A 710-nucleotide genomic window follows, 5' to 3' on the forward strand; every position below is an offset into this window, starting at 1 on the left:
CGGTAGAGCGGCAGGCCGGCTTCCTCGGCGGACGCCTTGGCGACCGCCAGCGACACGCCCAGGATGGCGTTGGCGCCCAGCCGCGCCTTGTTGGCGGTGCCGTCCAGTTCGATCATGGTCAGGTCGAGCAGGCGCTGGTCGGTGGCTTCCAGCCCGGTCAGGGCGTCGGCGATCTCGCCGTTGACGGCCTCGACGGCCTTCAGCACGCCCTTGCCGCCGTAGCGGCTCTTGTCGCCGTCGCGGAGTTCCACCGCCTCGTGGGCGCCGGTCGAGGCGCCCGAGGGCACGGCGGCGCGGCCGAAGGCGCCGCTTTCCAGCGCCACGTCGACCTCAACGGTCGGGTTGCCACGGCTGTCCAGAATCTCGCGGGCGTGGATGTCGGTGATGACGCTCATGGGGATGCGTTCCGGCGGTCTTGGACGCCGGGCCTCTGGAAGAATGGGAAGAAGGGGAGAGTGTGGAGGTCCGGCCGTGGTTGCCCCCTCCCCATCCCTCCCCCGCCTTTGGCGGGAGAGGGGGTAGGAGGCTTGTCGGCGTTCGGCGGAGTTCCCTCTCCCGCCAAAGGCGGGGGAGGGTTAGGGAGGGGGCAAACCGCCCCCACCCCCGATCCGGCTCAAGCGTCAGTGCTGGTCGTGGAACGTGCGGCTGATGACGTCGAGCTGCTGCTCGCGCGTCAGCTTGATGAAGTTCACCGCGTAGCCCGACACCCG

1 pseudogene is annotated in these 710 nt (G+C 70.1%); it reads right to left on the reverse strand.

Annotation, left to right across the window (positions count from 1 at the left end):
- Positions 1 to 395, reverse strand: a pseudogene (gene eno / locus EJ913_RS31275) (phosphopyruvate hydratase); the annotation flags it as partial.
- Positions 396 to 710: the final 315 nt, after the last annotated feature.

This window comes from Azospirillum doebereinerae (genome assembly GCF_003989665.1).
Taxonomy (GTDB): domain Bacteria; phylum Pseudomonadota; class Alphaproteobacteria; order Azospirillales; family Azospirillaceae; genus Azospirillum; species Azospirillum doebereinerae.